The sequence below is a fragment of the uncultured Thiohalocapsa sp. genome, assembly GCF_913063425.1.
Classification (GTDB): Bacteria; Pseudomonadota; Gammaproteobacteria; order Chromatiales; family Chromatiaceae; genus Thiohalocapsa.
Window position 1 is genome coordinate 13,622 of sequence record NZ_CAJXYK010000004.1, and the last position, 22,751, is coordinate 36,372.

General features: G+C 69.1%; 18 protein-coding genes. 16 read left to right on the forward strand and 2 right to left on the reverse strand.

The features are described 5' to 3' along the window. The first annotated feature begins 78 nt into the window (after nucleotides 1-78). The 9 genes from QZ607_RS02725 (at nucleotide 79) to QZ607_RS02765 (ending at nucleotide 12,155) form a co-directional block, all read left to right on the forward strand. A complete protein-coding gene (locus QZ607_RS02725; RefSeq protein ID WP_295879692.1) occupies nucleotides 79-924 on the forward strand; it encodes an XrtA system polysaccharide deacetylase in 846 nt (281 codons plus the stop codon). Continuing rightward, nucleotides 908-1,996 (forward strand): FemAB family XrtA/PEP-CTERM system-associated protein, encoded by a 1,089-nt coding sequence (locus tag QZ607_RS02730; RefSeq protein WP_295879384.1) that lies wholly within the window; start codon nucleotides 908-910, stop codon nucleotides 1,994-1,996. Before QZ607_RS02725 ends, QZ607_RS02730 begins: the two co-directional genes overlap by 17 nt. Before the next feature lie 14 nt (nucleotides 1,997-2,010). Beyond that, nucleotides 2,011-3,273, forward strand: a complete 1,263-nt coding sequence (locus tag QZ607_RS02735; protein ID WP_295879387.1) for a TIGR03087 family PEP-CTERM/XrtA system glycosyltransferase — start codon at nucleotides 2,011-2,013, stop codon at nucleotides 3,271-3,273. After that, nucleotides 3,270-4,862 carry an exosortase A gene (xrtA, locus tag QZ607_RS02740; RefSeq protein WP_295879390.1) on the forward strand — a complete coding sequence of 531 codons (1,593 nt, stop codon included), beginning with the start codon at nucleotides 3,270-3,272 and terminating at the stop codon, nucleotides 4,860-4,862. The genes QZ607_RS02735 and xrtA overlap by 4 nt, the downstream gene beginning before the upstream one ends. Before the next feature lie 31 nt (nucleotides 4,863-4,893). Then, entirely contained in the window at nucleotides 4,894-6,825 is a 1,932-nt protein-coding gene (locus tag QZ607_RS02745) for an XrtA/PEP-CTERM system amidotransferase (protein ID WP_295879393.1), read from the forward strand. 2 nt (nucleotides 6,826-6,827) lie between these two features. Continuing rightward, nucleotides 6,828-8,087 carry a TIGR04063 family PEP-CTERM/XrtA system glycosyltransferase gene (locus QZ607_RS02750; protein WP_295879395.1) on the forward strand — a complete coding sequence of 420 codons (1,260 nt, stop codon included), beginning with the start codon at nucleotides 6,828-6,830 and terminating at the stop codon, nucleotides 8,085-8,087. Next, the gene (locus QZ607_RS02755) at nucleotides 8,087-9,478 is read left to right on the forward strand and encodes a phenylacetate--CoA ligase family protein (RefSeq protein WP_295879398.1); all 1,392 of its coding nucleotides are present in this window, start codon (nucleotides 8,087-8,089) and stop codon (nucleotides 9,476-9,478) included. The genes QZ607_RS02750 and QZ607_RS02755 overlap by 1 nt, the downstream gene beginning before the upstream one ends. A gap of 3 nt (nucleotides 9,479-9,481) precedes the next feature. After that, on the forward strand, nucleotides 9,482-10,918 hold the full coding sequence (locus QZ607_RS02760; RefSeq protein WP_295879401.1) for a putative O-glycosylation ligase, exosortase A system-associated: 1,437 nt from the start codon (nucleotides 9,482-9,484) through the stop codon (nucleotides 10,916-10,918). A gap of 115 nt (nucleotides 10,919-11,033) precedes the next feature. Beyond that, the gene (locus QZ607_RS02765; RefSeq protein WP_295879406.1) at nucleotides 11,034-12,155 is read left to right on the forward strand and encodes a glycosyltransferase family 2 protein; all 1,122 of its coding nucleotides are present in this window, start codon (nucleotides 11,034-11,036) and stop codon (nucleotides 12,153-12,155) included. A gap of 17 nt (nucleotides 12,156-12,172) precedes the next feature. On the opposite strand, the gene QZ607_RS02770 is transcribed toward QZ607_RS02765, so the two are convergent. Both QZ607_RS02770 and QZ607_RS02775 read right to left on the reverse strand, forming a co-directional pair. Then, on the reverse strand, nucleotides 12,173-13,069 hold the full coding sequence (locus QZ607_RS02770) for an HAD family hydrolase (RefSeq protein WP_295879409.1): 897 nt from the start codon (nucleotides 13,067-13,069) through the stop codon (nucleotides 12,173-12,175). A gap of 43 nt (nucleotides 13,070-13,112) precedes the next feature. Further along, a complete protein-coding gene (locus tag QZ607_RS02775) occupies nucleotides 13,113-14,588 on the reverse strand; it encodes a hypothetical protein (RefSeq protein WP_295879411.1) in 1,476 nt (491 codons plus the stop codon). A gap of 438 nt (nucleotides 14,589-15,026) precedes the next feature. Between QZ607_RS02775 and QZ607_RS02780 the strand changes: the two genes are divergently transcribed. From QZ607_RS02780 to QZ607_RS02810, 7 genes are all read left to right on the forward strand, one after another. Further along, the gene (locus QZ607_RS02780) at nucleotides 15,027-16,295 is read left to right on the forward strand and encodes a glycosyltransferase family 4 protein (protein ID WP_295879412.1); all 1,269 of its coding nucleotides are present in this window, start codon (nucleotides 15,027-15,029) and stop codon (nucleotides 16,293-16,295) included. Nucleotides 16,296-16,299: 4 nt separating this feature from the next. Continuing rightward, nucleotides 16,300-18,099: a sugar phosphorylase gene (locus QZ607_RS02785; protein ID WP_295879414.1), complete on the forward strand. Its 1,800-nt coding sequence runs from the start codon at nucleotides 16,300-16,302 to the stop codon at nucleotides 18,097-18,099. Nucleotides 18,100-18,141: 42 nt separating this feature from the next. Next, nucleotides 18,142-18,729: a hypothetical protein gene (locus QZ607_RS02790; protein WP_295879416.1), complete on the forward strand. Its 588-nt coding sequence runs from the start codon at nucleotides 18,142-18,144 to the stop codon at nucleotides 18,727-18,729. A 28-nt stretch (nucleotides 18,730-18,757) separates the two neighbouring features. Continuing rightward, complete coding sequence (locus QZ607_RS02795) at nucleotides 18,758-19,057, forward strand: BPTI/Kunitz-type proteinase inhibitor domain-containing protein (RefSeq protein WP_295879417.1); 300 nt, start codon at nucleotides 18,758-18,760, stop codon at nucleotides 19,055-19,057. A 232-nt stretch (nucleotides 19,058-19,289) separates the two neighbouring features. Further along, the gene (locus QZ607_RS02800; RefSeq protein WP_295879420.1) at nucleotides 19,290-19,916 is read left to right on the forward strand and encodes a hypothetical protein; all 627 of its coding nucleotides are present in this window, start codon (nucleotides 19,290-19,292) and stop codon (nucleotides 19,914-19,916) included. A gap of 130 nt (nucleotides 19,917-20,046) precedes the next feature. Further along, nucleotides 20,047-21,522: an AAA family ATPase gene (locus tag QZ607_RS02805; RefSeq protein ID WP_295879422.1), complete on the forward strand. Its 1,476-nt coding sequence runs from the start codon at nucleotides 20,047-20,049 to the stop codon at nucleotides 21,520-21,522. A gap of 152 nt (nucleotides 21,523-21,674) precedes the next feature. After that, a complete protein-coding gene (locus QZ607_RS02810; protein ID WP_295879425.1) occupies nucleotides 21,675-22,646 on the forward strand; it encodes a right-handed parallel beta-helix repeat-containing protein in 972 nt (323 codons plus the stop codon). The last annotated feature ends 105 nt before the right edge of the window (nucleotides 22,647-22,751 follow it).

The following is a 22,751-nucleotide window of genomic DNA, read 5'->3' on the forward strand; positions in this document are numbered from 1 at the left end:
CCTGCTCCCAGCCCGGCTGCCGTCAGCAGCACCGCCGTTGCACCGCCGGGCGAAGGCACCGCCAATCCGGTCAACGCCATGAGCGTCGATGTCGAGGATTACTTTCAGGTCTCCGCCTTCGAAGGACACATCCGGCGCGAGGACTGGGCGCGCCTGCCCTGTCGCGTAGAGGCCAATGTAGACCGTATCCTGGCGCTGTTCGACGCGCATGGCATCCGGGCCACCTTCTTCACCCTGGGTTGGGTTGCGGAGCGCTACCCGTCCATGGTTCGGCGCATCGTCGCCGGCGGGCACGAGCTCGCCAGTCACGGCTACGCGCACGTCCGGGTGACGGCGCTCGACGAGCCTGGCTTTCGCGCGGATCTGACCCGCACCAAGGCGCTGTTGGAGGACATCGGCGGTACGCAGGTGCTGGGCTACCGCGCGCCGAGCTATTCCATCGGCGCAGGGAATCTCTGGGCCCTGCGGGTGCTGGAGGAGACCGGCCATCACTACTCGTCGAGTATCTACCCCATCCGCCACGACCTCTACGGCATGCCCGAGGCGCCGCGCTTCTGCTTTCGCCCCGCGGGCTGCGAGCGCCTGCTGGAAGTGCCGGTGACCACGGTGGCATTCGGCGAGCGCAAGTATCCGTGTGGGGGCGGCGGCTACTTTCGCCTGTTTCCCTACGCCTATTCGCGCTGGGCGCTGCGGCGTGTGAATCGCCGTGATCGCCAGCCGGCCGTGTTCTATTTCCACCCCTGGGAGATCGACCCGGCGCAGCCCAGGCAACGGGGTATCGGCCTGAAGACCCGGGTGCGGCACTATCTGAATCTGCGCCGCATGGAGGTGCGGCTCAACCGGCTCGCCACGGATTTCCGCTGGTCACGGATGGACTGGGTGTTCCTCCCGGAACAGGCTGAGGAACATGACCGCGCAGCCTGAACTGATCCCCGAAGACCTGTCCTGTACGACGCTGTCCACCGACGACCTGCGCGTCACAGAGCTGCGCGCTGAGGACCGTGGGGACTGGGATGCCTTCGTCGCCGCCCATCCGGACGGGACGTTCTGCCATCGAAGCGGCTGGTCGGAGGCGGTGGCGGAGGGGTTGCGCCACACGCCGCATTTCCTGCTGGCCCGGCGCGGCGGGTGCGTGGAGGCGGTCCTGCCGCTCGCCGAGGTCAAGAGCCGGCTCTTCGGCCACACCCTGGTCTCCACCCCGGGCTGCGTCTATGGTGGTGCGCTCGCCACCAGCGAGGAGGCGCGCCGGGCAGTCACGGCGCGGGCGTGCGAGCTCGCCGAACGGCTCGGTGTGGATGCACTGGAGCTGCGCAGCGAGCAGCCGACGGAGCCGGACTGGCTCACCAAGGCGGAGCTGTACGTCACCTTCCGCAAGGCCATCACCGCAGACGACGACGCCAACCTCAAGGCCATTCCCCGCAAGCAGCGCGCGATGGTGCGTAAGGGCATCAAGGCGGGGCTGGTGGCCGAGCAGACCCGCGACCTGGAGCGCTTCTACGCCATCTACGCCGAAAGCGTCCGTAACCTCGGCACGCCGGTCTTTCCGCAGCGCTGGTTGGAGGCGCTCCAGCGGGTCTTCGCCGATCACTGCGAGCTGTCCATCGTCACGCATGCAGGTAAGGACATCGCCGGTGTCATGAGCTTTTTCCATGGCGACACCGTGCTGCCTTACTACGGCGGCAGCCGCTCCGCCGCGCGCGCACTGTACGGCAACGATTTCATGTACTGGGACCTCATGTCGCGCGCCGCGCAGCGCGGTTACCGTGTCTTCGACTACGGCCGCAGCAAGCGGGGTACCGGGGCCTTCAGCTTCAAGAAGAACTGGGGCTTCGAGCCGCAGCCGCTCAACTATCAGTACCATCTGGTCAAGAGCCGGGCGGTGCCCGACGTGAATCCCAGCAACCCGAAGTATCGTTACTTCATCGCCGCCTGGAAGCGCCTGCCCCTCCCCGTCGCGAACCGCATCGGCCCGGTGCTCGCGCGCAATCTTGCCTGACGGAGCCGCCGCGCATGCACGCATCGATGTCTGCGGCGGCCAGCCCGGCGTTACGGGATGGTGACGAGGTCCTGCTGCTCTGCCATCGCATTCCCTATCCGCCGGACAAGGGCGACAAGATTCGATCCTATCGCTGGCTGACGGCGCTGGCGCAGCGTTATCGGGTCCATCTCGGTGCCTTCGTGGACGACGCGCGGGACTGGGAGCACGCCGAGCCGCTGCGGCGCCTGTGCGACGAGGTCTGTCTGCGCCCTCTGCCGCCGCTGCGGGCACGCCTGCGCGCCCTGCGCGCCCTGCTCACCGGCGCGCCGCTGACGATCGCCTGCTACCGCGATGCGGCAATGGCCGCCTGGACCCGCGAGCTGCTCGCGCGGCGTCCGGTTGGCTGCGTCGTTCTGTACTCGTCGGCCATGGCACAATATGCGCAGACGGCTGAAGGGGTACTCCCACGGCACGTGATCGACTATGTCGACGTCGACGCGGACAAGTGGCGCCAGTATGCCGAGCGCAGCCGCGCGCCCATGGCCTGGCTGTACGCACGGGAGTCGCGGCGCTTGCTGGCGTACGATGCACAGGCGGCTCAGGCCGCCTGCGCGAGTCTCTTCGTCTCCTCGCCCGAGGCCGCACTGTTCCGACGCCTGACCGGTGTCACGGCACCGCTGACGGCGTTGCCCAACGGTGTCGATCACGAATTCTTCGCCCCCGCCACGGGGCGCGGGAATCCGTTCGCCGGCGACCGCCCCGCCATTGTTTTCACGGGCGCGATGGACTACTGGGCGAATGTGGATGCCGTACGCTGGTTCGCGACCGCAGTCTGGCCCAAGGTGCAGGCTGCGGCACCCGCCGCGCGCTTCTGTGTGGTGGGCGCCCGACCGAGCGGCGAGGTGCTCGCACTGGCGGGCGACGATATCCTGGTCACTGGCCGCGTGCCGGACGTGCGGCCCTATCTTCAGCACGCCGCCGCCGTGGTGGCGCCGATGCGCATTGCCCGGGGTATCCAGAACAAGATCCTGGAGGGAATGGCCATGGCGCGTCCCGTGGTGACCACGACCATGGGTCTTGAGGGGATCGAGGCCGTCGCCGGGCAGCATCTGCTGGTGGCAGACGAACCGGTGGCGATGGCGGAGCGCATTGCGGCTGTACTGCGCGGCGCCCATGCCGGGCTCGGCCCCGCGGCTCGGGCGCTCGTGTCCGAGCGCTACAATTGGTCCGCGGCCAAGGCGCGGTTTCTCGACGCAGTGACCGGCGAGAGCGAGCCGGCGCAGGTTGACGCATGACCGACATGACAAAGCAGACTTCCGTCCTGGGCACCGCAGGTGCCGCCACCACCCGCGGCTGGCTCGACACCTGGGGGCTTGGGCTCCTGTTGCTGCTGGCTGCCGTGGCCCTGGTCACGCTGGCTTTCCACCAAACCGCATGGTCCATCGTCTCCATTTGGGAGCGGTCCGAGACCTATGCGCACGGTTACCTCATCGTCCCCATCAGCCTGTGGCTCGTTTGGGAGAAGCGCGCTGGCCTCAAGCAACTCGCGCCCGAGCCGACAGCGCTGCCGCTGCTGCTGTTCCTGCCGCTGGGCTTCGGCTGGCTGCTCGGCTATCTGGTGGACACGCTCGTGGTGCAGCAGTACGCCTACGTCGGGCTGCTGGTGGCCTCGATCTGGGCGGTGCTGGGCCATCGCCTGGCGCGCTACCTGGCCTTCCCGGTCCTGTTCCTGTTCTTCGCCGTGCCGGTGGGCGAGGGCCTGGTCTACCCCATGATGAACTTCACCGCCGACTTCACCGTCGGCATGCTCAAGCTGACCGGGATCCCGGTCTACCGGGAGGGGACCTTCTTCACCATTCCGAGCGGCCAATGGTCCGTGGTGGAGGCGTGCAGCGGCATGCGCTATCTGATCGCCTCGGTGACGCTCGGCGTGCTCTTTGCCTATCTCACCTATACGCGGTGGTGGAAGCGGGCACTGTTCGTCCTCTTCTCCATCGTGGTTCCCATCATTGCCAACGGCTTCCGCGCCTACATGATCGTGATGATCGGCCATCTGAGCGACATGAAGCTCGCGGTGGGCGTGGACCATTTGATCTACGGCTGGGTCTTCTTCGGGATCATCATCACCATTATGTTCCTGGTGGGCAGCATCTGGCGTGACCCGGCCGCGCCGCTGCCGCAGCCGGCGCCCGGCCGCGTGCAGCCGATCGATCGCCGGCGGGCCTTGCGACTGTTGTCCGTGATGGCGGTGGCGGCGCTGTTCTGGCCCGCGGCGGCGTGGGCGCTGTCCGACCACGGCGGCAAAGTGGCACCGGTGGAGGTGCAGGCCCCACGGGCGCCCGGCTGGACGCTCATGCCGGGTGCGGACCTGTGGGATTGGCGACCGCGCGTGGTGGGTACCGACGGCAGCCTCTATGCCTTCTACGAGGCGGCGGGCGAGGCCGATGCACGGCCCGTGGGCCTCTACCTCGGCATCTATCGCACCCAGCGCCAGGGGGCGGAGCTGGTCACCTCCGCCAACATGATGATCGAGCAGGAGCACCCGGTCTGGAGCGACACCATGGTGCGCCCGCGCCGCGTGGAGCTCGCCTCGGGTGCGATCGGTTTGGAGCAGCACCTGCTGTCATCCCGCCGCGGCGAGCGGCTGTTGATCTGGACCTGGTATCTGGTGGGAGACAGTCACACGGCGAACCCCTACCTCGCGAAGCTGCTGGAGGCCAAGTCGCGGTTGTTGGGCAACCGCGGCGAAGCGGCGCTGGTGGCGGTGGCGGCACCCTATGATGAGAAGCCGGAGGAGGCGGCCGCGGTGCTGACGGCCTTCCTCGACAACGTGCTGCCGGCCATCGACGCAGAAGTGTCCCGCTCGCTTGGGACGACGCCCTGAGCCCAGGTCACGACCCCGTCAGCAACCGGTCATGTGCGGCATCACGGGCATTTTCTGCGCGGAGCCCAGCGCGCCGGTGTCGCCGGAGCTGTTGCGGCGCATGAACGATGCGCAGTCCCACCGGGGACCGGACCAGCACGGCCTGCATCTGGAGCCCGGCCTCGGCCTCGGCCACCGCCGGCTCTCCATCATCGACCTCTCCGGCGGGCAGCAGCCGCTGTACAACGAGGACGACAGCGTCGTCGTCGTCTACAACGGCGAGATCTACAACTTTCAGCCGCTGGCCGCCGAGCTCGCCGCCAAAGGCCACCGCTTTCGAACCCACAGCGACACAGAGGTCATCGTCCACGCCTGGGAGGAGTGGGGTGAGGGCTGTGTGGAGCGGTTTCGCGGCATGTTCGCCTTCGCCCTCTGGGACCGCCCGCAGCAGACGCTGTTTCTGGCGCGTGATCGTCTCGGCATCAAGCCGCTGCATTACGCCTGGCTCGACGACGGCAGCCTCGTGCTGGGCTCCGAGCTGAAGGCATTGCAGCAACACCCGGCGCTGCCGCGGCGCATTGCGCCACAGGCGGTGGAGGACTACTTCGCCTTCGGCTATGTGCCCGAGCCCCGGACCATCTTTGCCTGCGTCCAGAAGCTGCCGGCGGGGCATCACCTGACGGTGCGTCGCGGCGCTCCGCGCCCGCAGCCACGACGTTGGTGGGACGTACCCTTCGCGCCCGTGGCGACGTCCGATCCGGCCGCCGCCGGCGAGGAGCTCCTCGCCCGCCTGCGCGAGGCGGTGCGCCTGCGGCTCATTGCCGAAGTGCCCTTGGGCGCCTTCCTGTCCGGCGGTGTCGATTCGAGTGCCGTCGTGGCGATGATGGCGCAGATCATGGATACCGACGGCGGCGGGCCCGTCAACACCTGTGCCATCTCCTTCGGTGATCCGGCCTTCAACGAGTCACGCTATGCCGAGCAGGTGGCGCACCGTTATGCCACCGCCCACCGAACCGAGCGGCTCGACCCCGAGCGTTTCGATCTGCTGGATACCCTGGCCGCGCTCTACGACGAGCCCTATGCCGACAGCTCGGCGCTGCCCACCTATCTGGTGTGTGCCCTCGCCCGGCGGCAGGTGACCGTGGCCCTGTCCGGCGACGGTGGGGATGAGAATCTTGCCGGCTACAAGCGCTATCAGTGGCATCTGGACGAGCAGCGCCTGCGCCGCCTGCTGCCGCTCGGGGCACGCCGGCGTCTGTTCGGGGCGCTCGGGCACGCCTACCCGCCGCTCTACGGCGCACCGCGCTTTCTGCGCGCGAAGGCGACCTTCCAGGCCATGGCCCGGGATGCGGTGAGCGGTTACTTCAATATCATCGCCGTGCTCGATGACAATCTGCGCGAGCGCCTTTACAGTCCCGCCTTCAAGCGCCGGCTCCAGGGCTATCGCGCCGTGGAGGTGCTGCACCGTCATGCCGCCGCGAGCCCAACGGATCATCCATTGTCGCTGGTGCAGTATCTCGACATGAAGACCTACCTTGTGGACGACATCCTCACCAAGGTGGACCGCGCCAGCATGGCGCACGCACTGGAGGTGCGGGTACCCCTGCTCGACCACGAGCTGGTGGAATGGATGTCGGGGCTGCCGCCGGAGCTCAAGCTGAGCGGCGGTGAGGGCAAGCACCTGTTCAAGGCCGCGTTGCGGGCGCATTTGCCGCAGGAGCTGCTGTATCGGCCCAAGATGGGCTTTGCGGTGCCGCTGGCGGATTGGTTTCGGGGGCCGCTGCGCGAGCGTGTGCGAAGCGCCCTGCTCGGGCCCCGTCTCGCCGATGCCGGGCTCTTCGACCACGGCTTCCTCGCCGAGCTGCTGGACACCCACGACACCGGGCGCCGTGATCACAGTGCCGCACTTTGGAGCCTTTTGATGTTCGAGGCCTTTCTGCGGCGTGAGAGCACCACCGCACCGGCCCGGGCCGAGGCCGCCTGAGCATGAAGATTCTGCACATCCTCGACCATTCCATCCCGCTGCACAGCGGTTACACCTTCCGCACCCGCGCCATCCTGCGACAACAGGCAGCGCTCGGCTGGGAGACGGTGCAGATCACCTCCGGCAAGCAGGGCACGACCGCGGCGGCCGTGGAGACCATCGACGGACTGCGGTTTTACCGAACGCCGCCGCCGGCGGGCCTGCCGGGCAGGCTGCCTGTGGTCAACCAATGGCGCATCATCGCGGACCTGGCGCAACGCCTCGATGCCGCGGTGGCAGCGGAGCAGCCGGACCTGCTGCACGCCCATTCACCGGCGTTGAACGGCCTCGCGGCGCTCGAGGTCGGCCGCCGCCGGGGCCTGCCGGTGGTCTACGAATGCCGCGCGTTCTGGGAGGATGCCGCCGCTGATCACGGCACCAGCCGTGCGGGCGGACCGCGATATCGGCTCACGCGCGCCCTGGAGACGCGGGTGTTCCGTCGCGCCGATGCCGTGACCTGCATCTGCGACGGTCTGCGCGCCGACATCGCCGCCCGCGGCATCGCCGCGGAGAAGCTCACCGTGATCCCCAATGCCGTGGACGCGGAGCGCTTCGTCTTCGGGGTGCCGCGGGACCAAGCCCTGGCGGCGCGGCTCGGCCTTGGTGATGCGCCGGTGCTGGGGTTCATCGGGTCCTTCTACGCCTACGAAGGCCTGGAGCTCGCCGTCACCGCCATGGCCCGTCTCAAGATGGACGCGTTGTCCGGCGCCGCGCCACACCTGCTCCTGGTGGGCGGCGGCCCCCAGGATGCCCGCCTGCGCGCGCTGGCCTCGGAGCTCGGTGTCAGCGACCGGGTGCACTTCACCGGCCGCGTGCCCCATGACGAAGTACACCGCTGGTACAGTCTCGTGGACATCCTGGTCTACCCGCGCCGGTCCATGCGGCTCACGGAGCTGGTGACGCCCCTGAAGCCGCTGGAGGCCATGGCACAGGGTAAGCTGGTGCTCGCATCCGATGTGGGCGGGCACCGGGAATTGATCCGCGACGGCAGCAACGGCCGGCTGTTCGCGGCCGGCGACCCGGACGCCCTCGCCGCGGCAGCGGCGGCGCTGTTGGCGGATCGCAGCGCCTGGCCTGCGCAGCGAGACGCGGGTCGGCGCTTCGTCGAGGAGGAGCGCACCTGGGCGCGCAGCGTGGCCCGCTACCGGGACGTCTACGCCCGCGTGCTCGGCACGACAGCGGCAGCGGTGGCGGACCTGACCCAGGGCGAGCCGGTACGCTGATGCGGGATCTCTATACCCGCTTTGCGAGCGGCGTCCTGTTTCCGCTGCACGAGCTCGCCAAGGGCCACCGAACCGTCGCCGCCCGACGCGAGCTGGAGCGGACCCAGTGGCTTGCGCCGGACGACCTCGCCGAGTACCAGTGCCAGCGTCTGGCTCGCTTCATGACCGACGCTTACGCGCGGGTGCCGTACGTCCGGCGACTGTTCGAGCATCATGGCCTCACGCCCGCCGATGTGCAGGACTTGGATGGCCTGCGGCGCCTGCCGCTGTTGGACAAGCCGAGCATTCGCGCCCACACCGACGACCTCAAGGCGCGGGATGCCACAGGGCTTGCCCGCTTCAACACCGGCGGCTCCTCGGGCGAGCCCCTGGTGTTCTACATCGGCAAGGAGCGCGTTGCCCATGACGTCGCCGCCAAATGGCGGGCGACGCGCTGGTGGGGAGTGGACATCGGCGACCGGGAGATCGTCGTCTGGGGCTCTCCCATCGAGCTCGGTGCCCAAGACCGGGTGCGCGTCCTGCGCGATGCGCTCTTGCGCACCCGCCTGCTTCCAGCCTTCGAGCTCTCGCCCCGGAATCTGGCGCGGTTCATCGACGGAATTCGCCGCTTCCGCCCGCGCATGCTCTTCGGCTATCCGTCCTCTTTGGCGTTGATCGCGGCACACGCCGAGCAGTCCGGCGTCCGGCTCGACCAATTGGGTACCCGCGTCGCTTTCGTGACCTCAGAGCGGCTGTACGAGCATCAGCGCGAGACCATCGAGCGCGTGTTCGGCTGCCCCGTGGCCAACGGCTATGGCGGACGTGACGCCGGCTTCATCGCCCATGCCTGCCCGCAGGGTCGTCTGCACATCACCGCCGAGGACATCATCGTCGAGATTCTCGACGCCAGCGGCCGCCCCCTGCCGGCCGGGCAGACGGGCGAGATCGTCGTCACCCACCTCGCCACCGCGGATTTCCCGTTCATCCGCTACCGCACGGGGGACGTCGGCGCGCTGGACCCCGAGCCCTGTCCGTGCGGGCGGAGTCTGCCGGTGCTCGGACGGCTCGAAGGCCGCACGACAGACTTCATCGTCGCCGCAGATGGGACGGTGATGCACGGCCTGGCACTGATCTATGTGCTGCGCGACATGCCCGTCATCGACCAATTCAAGATCGTGCAGGAGTCGCTGGCGCGCACGCGGGTGCTCGTGACGGCGGCCACAACCTTGCCGGCTGCGACCCGCGCCGAAATCGCCGCCCAGTTCCGCCGTCGCCTGGGCGCCGGTGTGGACATCAGCATCGAGCAGCTGGCGGCAATCCCACGCGAGCGCTCCGGGAAGTACCGCTATGTGGTCAGCCAGGTACCGGCGCCCGTCGGCGCTCCCACCACCCAGATCACAGAGCAGGCGTGAGCCATGGGATTGCGGGATATCGTCCTGCTGGTGACGATCTACGGATCGATCCCATTCATTTATATGAAGCCCTTCGTCGGCGTGCTGGTATGGAACTGGCTGTCGTTGATGAATCCGCACCGCATCAGCTGGACGCTGACCAACCAGCCCTTCGCCCAGATCATCGCCCTGGCGATGTTGAGCAGCCTGCTGATCGCCCAGCGTGAGCCCAAGCGCATTCCGGTGACACCGATTACGGTCACCCTAGGCCTGTTCTGGTTCTGGATGCTGCTCACGACTATCTTCAGCCTGTACCCAACCCTGGCCTGGTGGCAGTGGGACAAGGTGTGGAAGATTATGCTGACGACCTTCGTCGCCATCATGGTGCTGAACTCCAGGGAGCGCATCATTGCGCTCACCGTCGTCGCGACGCTGTCCATCGGCTATTATGGCTTCAAGGGTGGTCTTTTCACGATTCTCACCGGCGGTGGATACCGGGTGTGGGGGCCGGCCGGCAGCTTCATCGGCGGCAACAACGAGATCGGTCTGGCCCTGATCATGACCATACCGCTCTTGGTATTTCTCCACTACATCGTCGAGTATCGCCTGGTCAAGCTCGCACTTCTCGCCGGCACCATCCTTTGCGTCTTTGCCGTGTTCGGGACCCAATCGCGGGGTGCTTTTCTCGGCATCACGGCGATGGGCATCTATTTGGCATGGAAGAGCAAGAACAAAGTCCTCTATCTGCTGCTCGGTGCCGTGCTTGGCCTGGTCGTCTTCAGCTTCATGCCGGACACCTGGCATGAGCGCATGGCCACCATCACTGAATACGAAGAAGACTCATCGGCCCAGGGCCGAATCAAGGCCTGGGAAATGGCCTTCAACATGGCCATGGACCGGCCGCTCGGCGGTGGTTACGAGACTTTCAAGCCCGGCGCCTACCTGATGTATCTGCCGGAGGTGGGTGCGCGTGGAACCGATGCCCACAGCATCTACTTCGAGACCTTGGGGGAGCACGGTTTCATCGGTCTGGCGCTGTTCCTGCTGATCGGGCTGTTCAGCCTCATGGCCTGTGGCCGGATCATCCGCAGGACCCGCAGTATTCCGGAGCTGGACTGGATGAACATGCTCGCGCGCATGATTCAGGTGAGCCTGGTGGGTTATGCCGTGAGCGGACTGTTCCTGGGTCTCGCCTATTTCAATTTCTATTATGCCTTGGTCAGCATTGTCGTCGGCATGACGACCGTGCTGAAGCAGCATGAGACAGCTGCCGTGGGCGAGGCAACGGCACCGCGCCCGGCACCGACGCCACCCCTGGCGAGGCCGACACCGCCCGGCCCCCCGCTGCCGGCACCTGCGGCGGCCCGAACGCCGGCGGCTGCGGGCGCCCCAGTGCGGCGCAATCTACCGACCCCCAAAGAGGCCTGGGCTCTGGGGCGCCAATGGTACGACCGGCTTTGATGGGCGCCGGGCGCATGGCTCGCCGGCGGCAGGGTTCTGGTGCCCGTGTTCCGGCGCGGGTGCCGGGCGGCGTCACGCAGCGGTGCCCGTCGCTGTGCGCTCCTGAGGCAGCGCCATGAGCACGGCGGCGCAGCTCGCCGTCGTCGTGCCGACCTTCAACGAGTCCGCGAACGTCGCCCAGGTCGTCAGCCGCCTCGAGCAGGCCCTCGCCGGTCTGTCCTGGGAGGTCGTATTCGTCGATGACGATTCGCCGGACGGCACCGCCGGGGTGGTGCGCGAGCTGGCCGCCCGGGACGCCCGCGTGCGTCTGTTGCACCGGGTGGGGCGGCGCGGGCTCTCCGGCGCCTGCATCGAGGGCATGCTGGCCACCACGGCGCCCTATGTCGCCGTCATGGACGCCGACCTCCAGCACGACGCGGCGCTGTTGCCGGAGATGCTCCGCACGCTGCGGGAGGCGCCCCTCGACATCGTCGTCGGCAGCCGCCACGTCGCCGGCGGCAGCCTGGGGGTCTGGGCCGAGGACCGCCAGCTGGCGAGCCGCGTGGCCACCCGGCTGTCGCACCTGGTGCTGAAGGCCGACCTCAAAGACCCCATGAGCGGTTTCTTCATGCTCAGGAGGGCGCTCATCGACGAGGTGGTGCGCGAGCTCTCCGGCATCGGCTTCAAGATCCTGCTCGACATCTTCATCAGTGCGCGTCGTCCGCTGCGGTTCAAGGAGCTGCCCTACACCTTCGGCGTGCGCGTGGCCGGCGACAGCAAGCTCGACTCGATGGTCGCCACCGAGTACATCCTCATGCTGGTGGACAAGACCATCGGCCGTTACATCCCCACCCGCTTCATCCCCTTTGCGTTCATCGGCGGGCTCGGCGTCTTCGTGCACATGGGGGTGCTGTGGGCGATGTTCCGGATGCTCGGCACCACCTTCGTCTTGGGTCAGACCGCTGCGACCCTGGTGGCCATGACCTTCAATTTCTTCCTGAACAACTTCTTCACTTACCGCGACCGGCGCCTGCGCGGCTGGGGGCTGCTGCGCGGCTGGCTCTCATTCACATTGGCCTGCTCGGTGGGGGCGGTGGCCAATGTCGGCATTGCGACTTATCTGTTCCATGCCACCCCGTCGGGGGGCGTCTGGTGGGTGGTCTCCGCCACCGCGGGCATCCTGGTCGGTGCCGTCTGGAACTATGCAGTCACGGCCGTCTACACCTGGAAGCAGCCGACCGCGACGGCGCTGCGCTGACCGCCGACGGGCACCGTTCAGCCTGGTGGCAGCAGGTCCGACGTGAGCTGCCGAAGATCGGTGATGACACGGTCCGGCGCCACCCTGCGCAGGTCCGGGTCGTCCTCGCGCAGGCGCAGTGAGCGCGCATCGCCGGCGAAGAGTGCCGTCCGGCAGCCGAGCTGCTGCGCTGGGTGGACGTCGTTGCGCATATCGTTACCGAGGTAGAGCACCGCCGTCGGTGCGATACCGTGGTGTTGCCGAAGCGCGCCGAGCGCGGGCTCGTAGACGGCAATGGACGGCTTCGCCACGCCCTGCCGATACGAGAAGGCGCAGCAGCGCGGATCGAAGCCGGCGTCCTCCAGGGGCCGTCCGAGGAAGGCGTGCAGCATCAGCGGGGTGTAGAACTGGGCATTGGAGACGATGCCGAGCACCAGGCCGCGGCCGGCGAGGGTGCGGATCACGTCCGCGAGCCCGGGCATGGGCCAGACCGGGTTGGTGCGAAGCTCGTACTCCAGGGCGACGCGCCGCGCCAGGGTCTCGTCCACCGCGACCCCCAAACCCCCAAGCAGGGCTTGCCACAGGGTGACGATGTCCACCTCCGGATGATCGACGCCCATGGCGCGGCGCTGTGCGTGGTCCGCCTGGATGCGCGCCCGCAGTGCCGCTGGTCCGTCGAAGTCCCGGGGCAGGGCGGCCAGGTCGAGTCCGACGGCGGACCAGGCCTCGGTGAAGGCGCACTGTGGGCTGTTCGCGGCGCCGATGCCGATGTCGCCGCAGCCCGAGATCACCAGCGTCCCGTAGACATCGAAGAGCACCGCGCGGACCTCGGGCACCGGGTCGGTGCGGGGCGTGGTCGCGGTCGGCTGCGGCGCGAGCGGCGCCGTGAGCGCGCGAATGCGTGCAATGAGTGCTGGGTCGGCGTCTGTGCGCATGGCTTGGGGTGGTCGATGGCGGCTGGGATGTGTGCGGGGGTGCTCAGCTGCGCAGCAGCCAGAGCCGCTCCGGGGCCAGAAAGCGCGCCAGGAGGGCGCTGCCGTCTGCGGCGCTGAAGTGGGGCGAAGGCTCGGCTGCGGCCACGGCGGCGTAGATGGCTTCGAGCCGCGCTCCATAGCCCGGCACGGAGTACTGCGCGGCAATGGCGCTGCGATTGGCGTTGATGAGGTCCGGGTCTGCGGCGACTCTGAGCGACCGGGGGCGGAGCTCAGCGCGGGCGCCGGGGTCTGCGTGCAGGTGGCGGATCACCGTCTCCTGGGCCGGCTCGTCCAGACGGCCGAAGTCGATGCGCCGATCCTGTACCGCATGCGCCCAGGCGCGCTCGGCGGCATCCCCGGCCGGGCGGCCGTAGGCGGCGGCGCGCTCGGTTGCCGCGGTGGCGTAAGCGGCGCGCAGGCGGGTCAGGTCGAGCCAGTCCAGGGGCACCCGGAGTTGCGGGTAGAGGGCGGGCAAACGCACGCCGGCCGCAGTGAAGTCGGCCGTGATCTCGGGCAGGTCGCGGCCCGCCAGGGGGCGGCCCAGCAGCCAGGGCTCCAGGAAGGCGAGCCCGAAGCCCTCGGCGATGCTGGTGGTCACCAGCGCATGACTCTCGGCGACGAGCGCGGGAAACGGCCGGTCACCGGCGCCGACCCCGAACGCCATCGGCAGTCCAAGCTCTGCGGCCAGTGCCACCCAGCGCTGATAGCGCGGCAGCTCCTGGGGGTTCTGTGGCGCCTGGGTGGCGGCGAAGTGGTCCTCCTCTCCCGCCACCGCCGCCCACAGCAGGAGCTCGCCCAGGTTCTTGCGGCGGATGGCGCGGGTCGGATAGAGCCAGAGGCGTCGGCCGGCAGCGCGCCGTTGTTGTGCATGCGCGGGCTCAGCCGACCCGGAATCGGGCGTCGTGCCCACCGCGACGGCATTGGGAAGGGCGTGGAGCTGGGTCTGCGGGACGCCGGCGGCGGCGAGAAAGTCCTGGTCGCGGCGGTTCAGCGCCGCGTAGTGGATCTGTGGTGCCAGCGGGTAGAGCAGGGCTGACAGCCGTCCGATATCGCCGTCCGCGAGTACCCGACGCAGGCGCCCGTAGAGCATGGGACGGCCATCCTCGGCGAAGTCGTGCGGCTGCAGCAGCAGCCGGTGCCCGCCCCGGGCGAGCCGCAGCACCGTGCCCGGCACCGCCGTGTTCTTGCCGAGGCTGTGGTTATGCACATGCCAGATGTCGGGCAGGTCGCCCAAGGCCTCCCGTGCGGCCTGCACCATGGCCGCCGCGAGCGCATCGGGCGACTGCGCGGCGCGGCGCTCCTCGTAGGCCAGGCCCGCCAGCACCTGGACGCGCGTGCCCGCCGGCAGCGCTGCCTGGGGCGCCTCGCCGCTCAGCACCGCCACCTTGGCGCCGCGTGCGAGCAGGGCGGTGCAGGCGTGCTGGATGACCCGGGTAACGCCGCCGGTCTGGAGATGGTAGTGGACGATGCAGACGCGCATGGCTGGCTCGCTGCCTTGGCTGAGGCTTGAGTGCTCCCTGCCTGCTGCGCGTGCGCCGCAGTTGGCGATTCAGAGTGCCACACCGCCTGCCGCCGGGACGGCGCACATGGGCCCCGCCATGGGCACGGGAGCTGCTTGTCTATCGGCGGACTGCGGCGGCCGACTGCGGCGGCCGACTGCGGCGGCCGACTGCGGCGCGGGTGCCGATGGCATGCCCGGCGGTCGCTGCGCTGTGCCAACGCATCTGCGCTCCGCCAGCGCCCGGCCGCCAGCATCCGGCCGGGGGCGTATGACCCGAAGGCCATGGCGCCGCCGCCGCGGCATCGATCGGCGTTGCCGCAGGTGTATTCCCGCCGGCAGGCTGCGGCGGCATTATAGGCGCCGGGCGCCGGCCTTGGGCAGCGCCGGCGAGCGCGCCAGCCAGCATGTGTCATCCCCATGAAGCAACCCGAGAACATCGGCTTCGTCTCCACCCGCTTCGCCGGCACCGACGGCGTCTCGCTGGAGGCCGCCAAATGGGCCGAGGTCCTCTGGCTCAGCGGTCATGTGAGCTACTGGTACGCCGGCGTGCTGGACCGCGATCCGGCGGTGAGCCTGTGCGTGCCGGAGGCCTTCTTCGACCACGCCGAAAACGCCTGGATCAACAACCAGCTCTGGGGCCGCACGCGCCGCTCTGCGGATGCGAGCCGGCGCATCCGTGAGCTGGCGGAGTATCTCAAGTCCACCCTCTACGAGTTCCGCGCCCGCTTCGATCTCGACATCCTGATCATCGAGAATGCGCTGACCATCCCCATGCACGTGCCGCTCGGGGTGGCCGTCACCGAGTTTCTGCTGGAGACGGGTATGCCGGCCATCGCCCATCACCACGATTTCATGTGGGAGCGCCAGCGCTTTCAGATCTCGGCGGTGGACGACTACCTGGAGATGGCCTTCCCGCCGCGGGTGCCGCACCTTCAGCACGTGGTCATCAATCAGGCAGCGCGGGAGGAGATCGCCTGGCGCAAGGGCCTGCCCAGCATGCTGGTGCCCAACGTCTTCGACTTCGAGAATCCGCCGGGGGAGCCCGACGCCTATGCTGCCGACGTCCGCCACGCCCTGGGTCTGCTGGACGACGATCTGCTGATCCTTCAGCCCACGCGCGTTGTGCCGCGTAAGGGCATCGAGCATGCCATCCACCTCATCCGCCGCATGAAGCTGCCGCGCGCGCATCTGGTGGTGTCACACGACAGCGGTGACGAGGGCCTCGAGTACGGCCGCCAGCTCCAGCAGCTCGCCCGGGACGAGGGTGTTTCACTCAAATTCTTCGGCGAGCGCATGGCCGACCGCCGCCAGCTGAACCAGGAGGGCCAGAAGGTCTATGTGCTCAGTGATCTTTACCCGCACGCGGACTTCGTCACCTTCCCGAGCCTCTACGAGGGGTTCGGCAACGCATTGCTGGAGTCCGTCTACTTTCGCACGCCGCTGGTGGTGGGGCGCTACTCGGTCTACCAGCGCGATATCGAGCCCAAGGGCTTTCGGCTCCCCACCATCGACGGCGTGGTGGATCGGGCCGTGGTGGAGGAGTGCCGGCGCATCATCGAGGACACCGACTACCGGCAAGCCCTCACCGAGCACAACTACCGCGTGGCGAGCCGCTTTTTCAGCTACCGGGTGCTGCGCGACAGCCTGTGCAGCATGATCAACAACGTCCGCAACCTGACGGAGTAGGCCCATGCGCGTGGTGGACCGTGCCGTCTTCGAGCGCATCCGCGGCCGCCTGGCGCGGCTCTACGGGGAGGCGCAGCTGCCGCGGCTGCTGCAGCGCCTGGAGCTCCTGGTGGGGCGCTACGGTGTCGGCAGCCATTGCCTGCAGCCGGACGCCCAGCGCGAGCGCTGCCGCGGCTGGGACCAGCGCGATGCGGTTCTCATCGCCTATGGCGACATGGTCCGCAGCGACGCCGACGCACCGCTGGCTGCACTGCGCAGCTTCCTGGACGAGCGTGTGGGCGATGCGGTCTCGGCGCTGCATCTGCTGCCCTTCTTCCCGTCCAGCTCCGACGACGGGTTTGCCGTCATCGACTACCGCACCGTGGACCCGGCGCTCGGCACCTGGGACGACATCGACGCCTTGAGCGAGGACTACCGCCTCGCCACCGACCTGGTCATCAACCATGTCTCGGGGCAGAGCCATTGGTTCCGCGCTTACTGCAACGGCATGGCCCCGGAGCGCCATTACTTCATCGAGGTGGACCCGGGCACCGACCTGTCCGCTGTCACCCGCCCGCGCACCTCGCCGCTGCTGCGCGCCGTGCAGACCCCCTATGGCGAGCGCCACCTCTGGGCCACCTTCAGCCACGACCAGCTGGATGTGGATTTCTCGAATCCGGATGTCCTGTTCGAGTATCTGGACATCCTGCTGCTCTACGTCCACCACGGCGCACAGATCATCCGGCTCGATGCCATCGCCTATCTCTGGAAGCGTATCGGCACGCCCTGCATCCACCTGCCGGAGACGCACGAGCTGGTGAAGCTGCTGCGGGACCTGCTGGAGATGCTCGCCCCGGGGGTGCTGCTGCTGAGCGAAACCAATGTGCCGCACGCCGAGAACATCAGCTACTTCGGCGCCGGGGACGAAGCGCACATGGTCTACCAGTTCAGCCTGCCGCCGCTGCTGCTGCACGCGCTGCACACGGGCGACGCCGGCTGTCTCAGCGCCTGGGCGGCCAACCTGGCACCGCCGCCGCCGGGCTGCACCTTCTTCAACTTCACCGCCTCCCACGACGGCATCGGCGTGCGTCCGCTGGAGGGGCTGGTGCCGGAGGCGGAGCTCGCCGCCCTGGTGGCCGCCATGGAGCAGCGCGGCGGGCTGGTGAGCCGGCGCAGCAATCCGGACGGCTCGGCGACACCCTACGAGCTCAACATCACCTGGTTCGACGCCGTCGGCGTGCCCGGCGACCGCGATGCCTCCATCCGGCGCTTTCTCTGCTCCCAGACCATCGCCCTGAGCCTCAAGGGCATCCCGGGGATCTACTTCAACAGCCTCCTCGGTGCGGACAACGACCTCGCGGCCGTGGAGCAGACCGGCCGTGCGCGCAGCATCAACCGCCGCAAGTGGACCGCCGCGGAGCTGGACCGCATGCTGGGCGAGACCTCCGGTCATCAGGCGGCGCTGGTGCTGCCCGAGTACCTGCGCCGGCTGCATGTACGCGCCGCGCAGCCCGCCTTCCACCCGGACGCCGCCCAGCAGGTGCTGGAGCTGCCGAAGGGCCTGTTCGGTGTGCGCCGGGACGACCCGCACACGGGCCAGCGCCTGTGGATGCTCGCGAACCTCACCGGCCGCAAGGTCGGCTGCGCCCTGAGCCGGCTTGATCGGCACTGGCAGCGCGCGCACTGGCGCGAGCTCATCAGCGCCTGGGATGCGCCGGGCGCGGCACTCGCGACCCGGCTGGAGCTCGCCCCGCACCAGGTGGTCTGGCTCACGCAGACAGCTCCCGCTCCCGTCGCGGACTCGCCTCCTGAGCCCGGTGATTGATAGGCTCTGCGCTGTTGCCGTGACCAGCTCCAGAGCCCTGCCGTGTCCATCGTCGAACGCCTGCTCCGCCGCCTCGCCGACCGCCTGCCCTGCCGCATCATCGACGGCGAGCAGGGCGAGCCCTATCTCGAGCGCTACTACCTCGCCGGCCTGCTGGGCTGGCATGCCTATCTGCACCGCTTCGTCGACTCGGACCCGGACCGCGGCCTGCACGACCATCCCTGGAGCCGCGCCCTGAGCCTGGTGCTGACGGGGGGCTATGACGAGCAGCGCTTCCAGCGCCCGCCGGCGGCTGCGGCTGCCGATTCCCCCACGGCCGATCCGCCCCCGGCGGAGCCGCCGATCAGCACCCGCCATATCCGGCCCGGCCGGATCAACCTGCTGCGCGGTACGGACTATCATCGCGTGGTGCTGCGCGGCGATGTGCCGGCCTGGACGCTCTTCCTGCATGGCCCGCGTGTGAAGGGCTGGGGCTTTCTGCGGGCAGGGCAGTATCGGGCCATGGCCCGGAGCGCCGCGGACTTTCGCCACCGCGACTGGTGGCGCACCGCGCCCACCGGTGACGCGGTGCGCCGGGCACGGAGTGCGGGCGGAGCGGGGTCAGCGAGCGCGGCGGCGCAGCACGAGTGATCATCCTCACCACCATCGGAGCTGTCTCATGTTGCCGGCCCCCGTTGCATCCCTGCGGCCTGTCACGGTGCTCGCGTCCGTGGCGGGGCTGGCGCTCCTCGCCGGCTGCGGCGGCGGCGCCGACAATGGCCCCCAAGCGTCCGCCGACAGCCTGCACGTGAGCTGCCTCGCCAAGCCGGACCCCGGCCCCTGCCGGGCCGCCAAGCCGGCCTACTACTACGACTACAAGACCGACAGCTGCCAGCGGTTCATCTGGGGCGGCTGCCAGGGCAATGTGCCCTTCGAGACCCTGGAGCAGTGCCTGCGCCTGTGCAAGGGCGGTGGCTGAGGGCGGGCGGTGTCCCGACCAGCCGCGGCGCTGCCGCCGCCGACGGCGCCTCAGCCTGCCGTGCCTGCACTAGACTCCAGACATGGTCGCCAGGAATGCGCAGAGGCTCAGACGTCCACGTCCGCCGGCTGCTCGTGCCGCTCGGCTGTGCCTCTGCGCGCTGCTGCTGGCGGCCCCCGCAATCGATGCGCAGACCTGGCGCGGCGCGCTTCAGCGCGGCGGCGAGATCGTCGTGGATCCGGGTACCCATCGCGCCGTGCGTCAACAGGACGGCGCCACCCATCCGCTCTGGGACGGCGTGCACCAGCTGGAGGACGGCTCCACGGTGACCGTGCGCGACGGCGTCGCCGTACCCACCGAGGACATGTACCGCACCTGGCGCGGAAGCGGGCCGCCGGCACCTGTCTATGCGGAGCGCTGGTGCACGCAGCTGGTGCGCAAGACCTGCGGCTTCGACGATGCCTGCGACACCGGCGCCGCCTGCCTTCAGGCCCGCAGCCTGCGTGCCGATGCCCAGCGCGAGCGCCGCGAGCTCGGCCTCACACGCGGCCTCGATGCGGGCGCTGATGCGCCCACGGCGAGCGCTGAGCGCTGCCGCCTGGCCCTCGCCGAGCCCGGCTTTCCCGCCTGCGAGAGCCTCGCCGCGGGCGCTGCCGGGCGCTGCCGGGCGCTGGTGCGCCGCGTCTGTGGCGAGGACGATGCCTGCGCCGACAGCCAGGCCTGCGATGCCGCCCGTCAACTGTTGGCGCTGGAGACGGAGGAGCGCCTAGCGGCGGCAGACCCGACGGCGCCCTCCGGCACCGGCCACCAGTGCATGGAGGCCATGCACAACGACTTCTTTACCCCCTGTACCCCCTGACGGCGCCCCCTGACGGCGCCCCCTGACGGTGCGACCTGACGGTGCGACCTGACAGCGCGCCCTGACAGCGGCGGGCGACGACGGCACAATCGGGCTTCCCCTGATCCAGTGCGCACCGTCGAGGCCACCGATGCTGTCCGACCTGCACGACCTGGAGCTGATGCTGCGCTCCGACACGCCGCTGCTGCTCATCGAGTCCCGGGAGGAGCCCCGTATCCTGGAGCTCTTCACCCGGCTCGGCCTGCGCCTCGGCGAGCCCGTCTTCCGCTGGACGGTCACCGACGGCCTGCGCCGGGCCGAGTACGACATCCCGCAACCGGCGCTCACGGAGCCCGCGGCGGCGCTCAAGCACATCAAGGCCACCACCCAGTCCGGTGTCTACCTGCTGCTCGACTTCCATCCCTTCCTGGACCACCCGCTGCACGTGCGGCTGCTGAAGGAAATCGCCCAGGGCTTCCAGACCGCGGCCCGACGGCTGGTGCTGGTGAGCCATGCCCTCACCACGCCGGCGGAGCTGAAGCACCTGGCAGCCCGGGTGGAGCTGAGCCTGCCCGACCGCAACCGCCTGCTGGCGCTGATCCGCGAGGAGGCCCAGGCCTGGCAGCACGCGGCGCCCAATCGCAGCTTCCGCGCCAACCGCAGCGCCGTGGAGCAGCTGGCGCGCAACCTGCTTGGCGTGACGGAGTCCGACGCCCGCCGGCTCATCCGCAACGCCATCCGCAAGGACGGCGCCATCACCGAGTCCGACGTGAGCGAGGTGACCCGGGCCAAGTACGAGCTGCTGAGCCCCGACGGCGTCGTCGCCTTCGAGTACGAGACCGCCGGCTTCGGCGACGTGGCCGGGCTCGACAATCTGAAGCGCTTCCTGGACCGCCGCCGCGAGGTCTTCCTCGACGGTCGTGGCGGCCGGGGCGTGGACCCGCCCAAGGGCATCATGCTGCTCGGCGTGCAGGGCGGCGGCAAGAGCCTGGCCGCCAAGGCCGTCGCCGGGCGCTTCGGCGTGCCCCTGTTGCGGCTCGACTTCGGTGCGCTGTACAACAAATACATCGGCGAGAGCGAGCGCAACCTGCGCGAGGCCCTGCGCACCGCCGACCTCATGGCACCCTGCGTGCTCTGGTGTGATGAAATCGAAAAGGGCATTGCCAGCGGTCAGGGCGACGAGGGCACGCCCAAGCGCCTGCTCGGCAGCCTGCTCACCTGGATGGCGGAGCGCAGCACGGCCGTGTTCCTGGTGGCGACCTCCAACGACATCTCCGGACTGCCGCCGGAGCTGGTGCGCAAGGGGCGGCTGGATGAGATCTTCTTCGTGGACCTGCCGGATGCGCCCGTGCGCACCGAGATCTTTCGCATCCATCTCGCCCGCCGCGGGCTGGACCCTGCGGGCTTCGACCTGCGGCAGCTCGCCGCCGCCAGCGACGGCTTCACCGGTGCCGGCATCGAGCAGGCCGTGGTCTCCGCCCTCTACGCCGCGGAGGCCGAGGAGCGCGCGCCGGACACCGAGGTGCTCCTGGCCGAGCTTGCCGCCACCCAGCCGCTATCCGTGGTCATGGGCGAGCAGATCGCGCGGCTGCGGGCCTGGGCGCTGGAGCGGACGGTGCCGGCTTAGTGGGAGGGGCGAGGCGCGAGGGGCGGCCGGCGGGGTAGGCGTCAGCCGGCGCAATGGGTGCCTGTGCATCCTTGCGGCGGCGTTTGTTTCACGCAGTCTGGGCTGACACGCGATCGCGTACCGCTGCGGCGGTGTCATGGGAGGTATGAGTCATGTCGGCTGATCAAAGAAGCGCTTGGGTGTCGCGGGCGTCGCTGGTTGTGTTGCTTTTCGCGCTCCTTTTGGTGGTCCATGCCGCACCGGCGGGGGCGCGGGTGCTGCGGGTGGGGCCGGAGTCTGAGCTGAAGGTGCCCAGTGCCGCGGCGCGGGTGGCCAAGGACGGCGACACGGTGGAGATCGCGGCGGGTGACTACCGCGGTGATGTTGCCTCCTGGCGCCAGAACCGGCTCACGCTGCGCGGCGTGGGCGGGCGCCCGCACCTGCGCGCGGCGGGCCGCGCCGCCGAGGGCAAGGCCATCTGGGTCATCAAGGGCAACGATGTGCTGGTGGAGAACATCGAGATGTCGGGCACCCGGGTGCCGGGCTTCGCCGGTGCCGGCATCCGCGCCGAGGGGGGCAAGCTCACACTGCGCAACGTGCACTTCCACCACCATCAGATGGGCATACTCACCAACCACAATCCGCGCGGCGAGCTCGCCATCATCGACTCGGAATTCAATCACAACATCGTCGATTACGAGCGCCACGGCCGCCTGGGCCACAACATCTACGTCGGCCGCATCGCGAGCTTCGAGCTCCGCGGCAGCCATGTGCACGGCGCCGTCACCGGCCACCAGGTGAAGACCAGGGCACGCAAGAACACCATCGTCGGCAACCGCATCGTCGACGGCGACGGCGGCGCCAGCTATCTCATTGACCTCGCCGAGGGAGGGGAGTCCATCGTCCGCGACAATCTGCTGCGCAAGAGCGAGCGCGCCGACAACAACGCCGCGATCTCCTATATGCCCGAAGGCGACAGGTCGCGTCGCGGCACGCTGTTCGTCGGCGGCAACCTGTTCGAGAGCGAGGGCAGTGCGCCCGTGGTCTTCGTGCGCAACCTTGCCGAGAATGTCGAGGCTGTCCTCAGCAACAACGTGCTGCGCGGCAACGTGACGCCGCTCGAGGGACGCGGGCGGGTGCGCTGAGCCCGTCGGCCTGCACGCATCGGCGAGCGCACCTGCGGTCCCCGCGCGCAGTGGGGGTTTAGAATAGGGGGTGCCCGGCGCCAGATAAGGCGCGTTGCGAGTCAT

Excerpts from the sequence above, each read along its gene's own strand:
- QZ607_RS02725 (WP_295879692.1), top strand. The coding sequence starts at position 79 with ATGAGCGTCGATGTCGAGGATTACTTTCAGGTCTCCGCCTTCGAAGGA.
- QZ607_RS02755 (WP_295879398.1), top strand. The coding sequence starts at position 8,087 with ATGCGGGATCTCTATACCCGCTTTGCGAGCGGCGTCCTGTTTCCGCTG.
- QZ607_RS02765 (WP_295879406.1), top strand. The coding sequence starts at position 11,034 with ATGAGCACGGCGGCGCAGCTCGCCGTCGTCGTGCCGACCTTCAACGAG.
- xrtA (WP_295879390.1), top strand. The coding sequence starts at position 3,270 with ATGACCGACATGACAAAGCAGACTTCCGTCCTGGGCACCGCAGGTGCC.
- QZ607_RS02775 (WP_295879411.1), bottom strand. The coding sequence starts at position 14,588 with ATGCGCGTCTGCATCGTCCACTACCATCTCCAGACCGGCGGCGTTACC.
- QZ607_RS02760 (WP_295879401.1), top strand. The coding sequence starts at position 9,482 with ATGGGATTGCGGGATATCGTCCTGCTGGTGACGATCTACGGATCGATC.
- QZ607_RS02785 (WP_295879414.1), top strand. The coding sequence starts at position 16,300 with ATGCGCGTGGTGGACCGTGCCGTCTTCGAGCGCATCCGCGGCCGCCTG.
- QZ607_RS02730 (WP_295879384.1), top strand. The coding sequence starts at position 908 with ATGACCGCGCAGCCTGAACTGATCCCCGAAGACCTGTCCTGTACGACG.
- QZ607_RS02805 (WP_295879422.1), top strand. The coding sequence starts at position 20,047 with ATGCTGTCCGACCTGCACGACCTGGAGCTGATGCTGCGCTCCGACACG.
- QZ607_RS02795 (WP_295879417.1), top strand. The coding sequence starts at position 18,758 with ATGTTGCCGGCCCCCGTTGCATCCCTGCGGCCTGTCACGGTGCTCGCG.
- QZ607_RS02810 (WP_295879425.1), top strand. The coding sequence starts at position 21,675 with ATGTCGGCTGATCAAAGAAGCGCTTGGGTGTCGCGGGCGTCGCTGGTT.
- QZ607_RS02735 (WP_295879387.1), top strand. The coding sequence starts at position 2,011 with ATGCACGCATCGATGTCTGCGGCGGCCAGCCCGGCGTTACGGGATGGT.
- QZ607_RS02750 (WP_295879395.1), top strand. The coding sequence starts at position 6,828 with ATGAAGATTCTGCACATCCTCGACCATTCCATCCCGCTGCACAGCGGT.
- QZ607_RS02780 (WP_295879412.1), top strand. The coding sequence starts at position 15,027 with ATGAAGCAACCCGAGAACATCGGCTTCGTCTCCACCCGCTTCGCCGGC.
- QZ607_RS02770 (WP_295879409.1), bottom strand. The coding sequence starts at position 13,069 with ATGCGCACAGACGCCGACCCAGCACTCATTGCACGCATTCGCGCGCTC.
- QZ607_RS02745 (WP_295879393.1), top strand. The coding sequence starts at position 4,894 with ATGTGCGGCATCACGGGCATTTTCTGCGCGGAGCCCAGCGCGCCGGTG.